Origin of the sequence: Pseudomonas sp. 28 E 9, assembly GCF_900004785.1 — a bacterium.
Classification (GTDB): Bacteria; Pseudomonadota; Gammaproteobacteria; order Pseudomonadales; family Pseudomonadaceae; genus Aquipseudomonas; species Aquipseudomonas orientalis_A.
On sequence record NZ_CVTK01000050.1, the window covers coordinates 475,113 to 481,438 of the forward strand.

General features: G+C 58.6%; 6 protein-coding genes. 3 read left to right on the plus strand and 3 right to left on the minus strand.

Annotation, left to right across the window (positions count from 1 at the left end; genetic code table 11):
- Positions 1-2 precede the first annotated feature (2 nt).
- Complete coding sequence (hemJ, locus tag BFQ00_RS18400) at positions 3-431, minus strand: protoporphyrinogen oxidase HemJ (protein WP_065894214.1); 429 nt, start codon at positions 429-431, stop codon at positions 3-5.
- Between the two features lie 134 nt (positions 432-565).
- Between hemJ and argC the strand changes: the two genes are divergently transcribed.
- Both argC and erpA read left to right on the plus strand, forming a co-directional pair.
- Positions 566-1,600: an N-acetyl-gamma-glutamyl-phosphate reductase gene (gene argC, locus BFQ00_RS18405; protein ID WP_065894216.1), complete on the plus strand. Its 1,035-nt coding sequence runs from the start codon at positions 566-568 to the stop codon at positions 1,598-1,600.
- Positions 1,601-1,754: 154 nt separating this feature from the next.
- A complete protein-coding gene (gene erpA, locus BFQ00_RS18410; protein WP_003176443.1) occupies positions 1,755-2,105 on the plus strand; it encodes an iron-sulfur cluster insertion protein ErpA in 351 nt (116 codons plus the stop codon).
- Positions 2,106-2,197: 92 nt separating this feature from the next.
- Here erpA and BFQ00_RS18415 read toward each other — a convergent pair whose 3' ends face one another.
- Positions 2,198-3,289, minus strand: a complete 1,092-nt coding sequence (locus BFQ00_RS18415) for an anhydro-N-acetylmuramic acid kinase (RefSeq protein ID WP_065934324.1) — start codon at positions 3,287-3,289, stop codon at positions 2,198-2,200.
- 3 nt (positions 3,290-3,292) lie between these two features.
- Positions 3,293-4,705, minus strand: a complete 1,413-nt coding sequence (locus BFQ00_RS18420; RefSeq protein ID WP_065934325.1) for a peptidoglycan DD-metalloendopeptidase family protein — start codon at positions 4,703-4,705, stop codon at positions 3,293-3,295.
- 208 nt (positions 4,706-4,913) lie between these two features.
- On the opposite strand from BFQ00_RS18420, the gene tyrS reads away from it, so the two are divergent.
- Entirely contained in the window at positions 4,914-6,113 is a 1,200-nt protein-coding gene (gene tyrS / locus BFQ00_RS18425; protein ID WP_065934326.1) for a tyrosine--tRNA ligase, read from the plus strand.
- Positions 6,114-6,326: the final 213 nt, after the last annotated feature.

Below are 6,326 nucleotides of genomic sequence, written 5' to 3' on the forward strand. Positions count from 1 at the left end.
AGTTAAAACGGTTTGACCACGACCAGAATTACGATTGCCAGCAATATCAGGACCGGCACTTCATTGAACCAGCGATAAAAGACATGGCTGCGGCTGTTTTCACCACGGGCGAAGCGCTTTACCTGCGCGCCGCACATGTGGTGATAGCCGATCAACAGGACGACCAGGGTGAGCTTGGCGTGGATCCACGCGCCCGATTGGAAAATACCGGGGTTGAGCACCAGCAACCAGATGCCGAAGACCAGCGTGGCGACCATCGCCGGGCCCATGATGCCGCGGTACAGCTTGCGCTCCATGACGCTGAAGCGCTCCTTGCTGACGGTGTCCTCGCTTTGGGCGTGGTAGACAAACAGGCGTGGCAGGTAGAACAGCCCGGCAAACCAGCAGACGATGCTGACGATATGGAAGGCTTTGACCCATAGATAAAGCATTTTTAGTTATTCCCAGGTTCACGGTAGCGAAGATAGTAGTAGCTCAAGCGCCCGTACGTCACGTTGGCGGTTGTCGCAGGACGATACGGCCCCTATTATCGACGGCTTTCCAGTGGTTCGTTGAGGGCAGGTTTATGGTCAAGGTCGGTATCGTCGGCGGCACGGGTTACACCGGTGTCGAATTGCTGCGTCTGTTGGCTCAGCATCCGCAGGCTGAGGTGGTGGTCATCACTTCACGCTCCGAGGCGGGCCTGGCCGTGGCCGATATGTATCCGAACCTGCGAGGCCACTACGACGGCCTGGCCTTCAGCGTGCCGGACATCAAGACACTGGGTGCCTGTGACGTGGTGTTCTTCGCCACGCCTCACGGGGTCGCGCATGCATTGGCCGGTGAACTGTTGGCGGCGGGCACCAAGGTGATCGATCTGTCCGCCGACTTCCGCCTGCAGGATGCCGATGAGTGGGCCAAATGGTACGGCCAGCCTCACGGCGCACCAGAGTTGCTGGAAGAAGCGGTGTACGGCTTGCCGGAAGTCAATCGCGAGCAGATCAGGCAGGCCCGCCTGATTGCGGTGCCGGGTTGCTATCCGACGGCGACTCAGCTGGGTTTCCTGCCGTTGCTGGAAGCAGGCCTGGCGGACGCCTCGCGTTTGATCGCGGACTGCAAGTCCGGTGTCAGCGGCGCCGGTCGCGGTGCTGCGGTAGGTTCGCTGTATTCCGAGACGTCGGAAAGCATGAAGGCGTATGCGGTCAAAGGGCATCGTCATTTGCCTGAGATCCGTCAGGGGCTGCGCCGCGCTGCGGGTAAGGACGTGGGCCTGACCTTCGTGCCGCACCTGACGCCGATGATCCGTGGGATTCACTCCACGTTGTACGCGACGGTTGTCGATCGGTCGGTCGACCTGCAGGCATTGTTCGAAAAGCGTTATGCCAATGAGCCGTTCGTCGACGTGATGCCGGCGGGCAGCCATCCGGAAACCCGCAGTGTGCGCGGCGCCAACGTGTGCCGGATTGCGGTGCATCGTCCGCAGGACGGCGACCTGGTGGTGGTGCTGTCGGTGATCGACAACCTGGTCAAGGGTGCGTCGGGCCAGGCGGTGCAGAATATGAACATCCTGTTTGGCCTGGATGAGAAGCTCGGCCTGTCCCACGCAGGGATGCTGCCTTAAAAGCGGCTGCAAGCTTCAAGTTGTCAGCGGCAAGCGTGTGGCTTAAGGCTTGAAGCTTGCCGCTGCCCCGCATAATAGTTGACCGCTTTTCTAGGAGAAGCGGATAATGCTCGCTATTACGCATATGACGGCGCTACGCCGGGAGATTATCAGCATGAGCGTTGAATCCTTCACCCCCACGGCTTTGCAATTCACCCACGGTGCTGCGCACAAGGTGAAGAGCCTGGTCGATGAAGAGGGTAATGATCGCTTGAAGCTGCGCGTATTTGTTACGGGCGGCGGTTGTTCAGGGTTTCAGTACGGTTTTACCTTCGATGAAGATGTGGCCGACGATGACACCATCGTTGAGCGCGAGGGCGTGAGCCTGGTCGTGGATCCGATGAGCTTCCAGTACCTGGCGGGAGCTGAAGTGGATTATCAGGAAGGGCTGGAAGGGTCGCGTTTCGTGATCAAGAACCCCAACGCCACGACTACCTGTGGTTGCGGGTCTTCGTTCTCGATCTGATCGAACGCCTGACCTGCACGGATAAAGAACGTGCACGGATAAAAAACGCCGCTTGGCTTTGATTAGCCAAGCGGCGTTGTGCTGTCTGGGGATCAGGCGGGGTAGATCGCGCCCAGCACCCGCAGCCCGCGAGCACCGGTGACGCTCGGGCGGTTCGCGGCGATGCCTTCCAGGCAGCAATGGGCCAGCCAGGCGAAGGCCATGGCTTCCACCCAGTCCGGGTCTACGCCATAGGTGGCTGTGCTACTGACCTGGGTGGACGGTAGCAGTGCAGCCAGTCGATTCATCAGTGTCCCGTTATGGGCGCCACCGCCGCAGACCAGCAGAGTGTCGGTCTGGTGTTGAGCGCTTTGCAGGGATTCGACGATGGTCAGGGCGGTCAGCTCGAGCAATGTGGCTTGCACATCCTCGGGAAGAAACGCCGGCAACTCGCCGAGATGGTGCTGCAGCCAGTCCAGGTTGAACACTTCTCTTCCGGTACTTTTCGGCCCTTTGGTCGCGAAAAAAGCATCGCTGAGCAGCGTGTTGAGTAACGGCGGCTGAACCTTGCCACTGGCTGCCCATTGCCCGTCACGATCAAACGGCTCGCCGCGTTGATGATCAATCCACGCGTCCAGCAAGACATTGCCCGGGCCGCAGTCAAAGCCCGATACAGGTTTGCCGGTTTCTATCAGGCTCAGGTTGCTGAAGCCACCGACATTCAGCACGGCACGGTTGCCGACACGTTCACCGAACAGCGCCTCGTGAAAGGCCGGTACCAAGGGCGCGCCCTGGCCACCTGCGGCGACGTCGCGGCTGCGGAAGTCGCTGACCACCGTGATGCCCGTCAGCTCGGCGAGCAATGCCGGATTGCCGATCTGTACCGTAAAGCCCCGGGCGGGTTCATGGCGGATGGTCTGCCCATGGCTGCCAATCGCGCGGATGTCGTGAGGGGTGAGGTTTTGCCGGGCCAGCAAGGCGTGGATGCCTTGGGCGGCGAGTGTTACCCAGGACTGCTGGGCGATGGCCGAGCGGGCAATCTCATCCGGGCCGCTGGCGCACAGGCTGAGCAACTCGGCGCGCAACGTGGCAGGCATGGGGATGTAGTGGGTGGCGATCAGGCTGAGCGTCGAATCCTGCTCGATGAGGGCGATGTCCAGGCCATCGAGGCTGGTCCCGGACATCACACCTATATAGCGCGGCATACCTTAGCGCTTCGCCGAAGCCAGCAGGGTGGAGCGTTCCTGATCCATGCGGGCCATCAGTGGTTGGCTTTGCTGCATGAAGCGCGCGCGCTCTGCCTTGGCGATGGGGTCGGCCATCGGCAGCTTCTGGCCCAGTGGATCAACGTGGACACCGTTGACCTGGAACTCATAGTGCAAGTGCGGCCCGGTGGACAGGCCAGTCGTGCCGATATAACCGATCACTTGGCCCTGCTTCACGTTTCCACCGGTTTTCACGCCCTTGGCGAACCCTTGCATGTGGCCATACAGCGTGCGGTAGGTATTGCCGTGCTGGATGATCACCGTGTTGCCGTAACCACCGCGACGCCCGGCCAACAGGACCTTGCCGTCGCCGGCTGCCTTGATTGGCGTGCCACGCGGAGCGGCGTAGTCGACACCTTTGTGGGCGCGGATTTTGTTCAGAATTGGATGCTTGCGACCCATGGAGAAACGCGAGCTAATACGGGCGAAGTCCACCGGTGTACGGATGAACGCCTTGCGCATGCTGTTGCCGTCAGCCGTGTAGTAGCTGCTGTTGCCCTGTTTGTTGGTGTAGCGCACGGCGGTGTAGGTCTTGCCGCGGTTTGTGAAGCGCGCAGAGAGAATATTGCCGGTGCCGACTACTTTGCCATTGGCCACTTTCTGTTCGTAGATCACATCGAATTCATCACCCTGGCGTATGTCCTGGGCGAAGTCGATGTCGTAGCCAAACACGCTGGCCATGTCCATGGTCATGCTGTGGGACAGGCCGGCACGGGCGGCGGATTGCGACAGCGAGCTGTTGATCACGCCATGTACGTAGGCAGAACGCATGACCGGCTTGGTGGTGATGCGATTGAAGGCAAAACCCTTGGCGCTTTTGCTCAGGCTGATGCTTTCCAGGTCGCTGATATTGGTGTGCAGGTTATTCAGTTGGCCGTCGGGCGTCAGTTCGAATTCAAGCTTCTGGCCATGTTTGAGCTGGGTGAACTGCTTGGCTTGCTTATCGGTGGCGAGGACGTCATTGACGGTGGCGGCGGGCAATCCGACCTTTTCGAACAGTGTTGACAGTGTGTCACCTTTGCTCACGATCACTTCGCGATGCTGGGCGTTCTTGGACGCGACGGCTGCGGGCTTGTCCTGGCCGGCGTTTTGAGTCTCTTGCGGGGTGTCTTCAATCTGCGCGAACGGAGACTCGGTCGGGGTATTTGTGGCTTGTTGCGCGTCGGAAGCGTCTTGATCTTGTGTCAGTTGCTCAACGGGACTTTCCAGGTCAAGGCTTAGGGATGTTCGTTTGGCTTCTACGTCACTGGAAGGGAATACCAGGAGTGCCAGGCTGAGAAGGGCGGCGATACCACTTGCGGCGAGCAGGTGGGTCTTCGGGTAAAGCGGCGGCGCTTTAGACGGTTCAGTGGTCATAAGTATTTTGACTTTGAAGATGAAATGGAAAAGATGAATGACATGATGAAGATGAAATAACTGTATAAAATATAACCAAATCATCTGTGGCGCAAGCTCGCGAACGCTGGGCTTGCGAAAGGGTGTCCGTTCACAGGGCAAAACTTGTAATTAGTCCCTGATCTTGTATGGTTGGTTCCCTTTTGAATCTGAGCCTTGCGGGTCTGTTATGAAGTCGGTTGAAGAGCAGCTAGCGCTGATAAAACGTGGTGCGGAAGAACTGTTGGTCGAGGCCGAGCTGATAGAAAAGCTCAAGCGTGGCCAGCCCCTGCGTATTAAGGCAGGCTTTGACCCTACCGCGCCTGACCTGCACCTTGGCCATACCGTGCTTATTAATAAGCTGCGTCAGTTCCAGGATTTGGGGCATCAGGTCATCTTCCTTATTGGTGACTTCACCGGGATGATCGGCGACCCGAGCGGCAAGAGCGCAACGCGCCCACCGCTGACGCGCGAGCAGGTTCTCGACAATGCCGAGACCTACAAGACCCAAGTGTTCAAAATCCTTGATCCGGCCAAAACCGAGGTGGCCTTCAACTCCACCTGGATGGACCAGATGGGGCCGGCGGATTTCATTCGCCTGACGTCGCAGTACACCGTCGCACGCATGCTTGAGCGTGATGACTTCGACAAGCGCTACTCCACCAATCAGCCGATCGCGATCCATGAGTTTCTTTACCCGCTGGTCCAGGGGTATGACTCGGTGGCTTTGCGTGCGGATGTTGAGCTGGGCGGGACGGATCAGAAGTTCAACCTGCTGATGGGGCGTGAGCTGCAGCGCGCCTATGGGCAGGAAGCGCAGTGCATTCTGACCATGCCGTTGCTGGAGGGGTTGGACGGCGTCAAGAAGATGTCCAAGTCCCTGGGTAACTATGTGGGTATCCAGGAAGCGCCGGGGGTGATGTACGGCAAGCTGGTTTCCATTCCGGATTCGTTGATGTGGCGTTACTTCGAATTGCTGAGCTTTCGCTCGATGGATGAAATCAATGCGTTGCGTGCTGACGTAGAGGCGGGTGCCAACCCGCGTGATGTGAAGATCAAGCTGGCCGAAGAGATCGTGGCGCGCTTCCATGGTGAAGAGGCTGCGGCCAACGCTCACCGTGCGGCGGGCAATCGCATGAAGGATGGCGAGTTGCCGGACGACCTGCCGGAGGTCGAATTGACTGCGGCTGAGGCGATGCCGATCGCGGCAGTCCTTAATAAGGCAGGCTTGGTGAAGAACTCTGCGGTGGCGCGTGACCTGCTCGGTTCGGGTGGTGTGCGTATAGATGGTGAGGTGGTTGATCGCACCTTTATATACGAGCTGGGCGCTACCCACGTTTGCCAGGCGGGGAAGAAGGCGTTTGCGCGTATTACGCTCAAATCCGAATAAGTCTCTGATTAGGGGTTGACGGCGAATTATATCTCTCTATAATTCGCCCCACTTCCGGCGCAGTCGAAACGGAAAACTCCTTGGTAAACAATGAGTTAAGTAGGTTTCGACAGCAAGTCGCTTCAGTTCATCGAAGCCAAAAGGAAGTTGAAAAAGAGGTGTTGACAGCAGCGTGTAACGCTGTAGAATTCGCCTCCCGCTTACGAGAGATCG

What these genes read in the sequence shown, in the direction of transcription:
- argC (WP_065894216.1), top strand. Translation starts at nt 566, where the DNA reads ATGGTCAAGGTCGGTATCGTCGGCGGCACGGGTTACACCGGTGTCGAA.
- BFQ00_RS18420 (WP_065934325.1), bottom strand. Translation starts at nt 4,705, where the DNA reads ATGACCACTGAACCGTCTAAAGCGCCGCCGCTTTACCCGAAGACCCAC.
- hemJ (WP_065894214.1), bottom strand. Translation starts at nt 431, where the DNA reads ATGCTTTATCTATGGGTCAAAGCCTTCCATATCGTCAGCATCGTCTGC.
- BFQ00_RS18415 (WP_065934324.1), bottom strand. Translation starts at nt 3,289, where the DNA reads ATGCCGCGCTATATAGGTGTGATGTCCGGGACCAGCCTCGATGGCCTG.
- erpA (WP_003176443.1), top strand. Translation starts at nt 1,755, where the DNA reads ATGAGCGTTGAATCCTTCACCCCCACGGCTTTGCAATTCACCCACGGT.
- tyrS (WP_065934326.1), top strand. Translation starts at nt 4,914, where the DNA reads ATGAAGTCGGTTGAAGAGCAGCTAGCGCTGATAAAACGTGGTGCGGAA.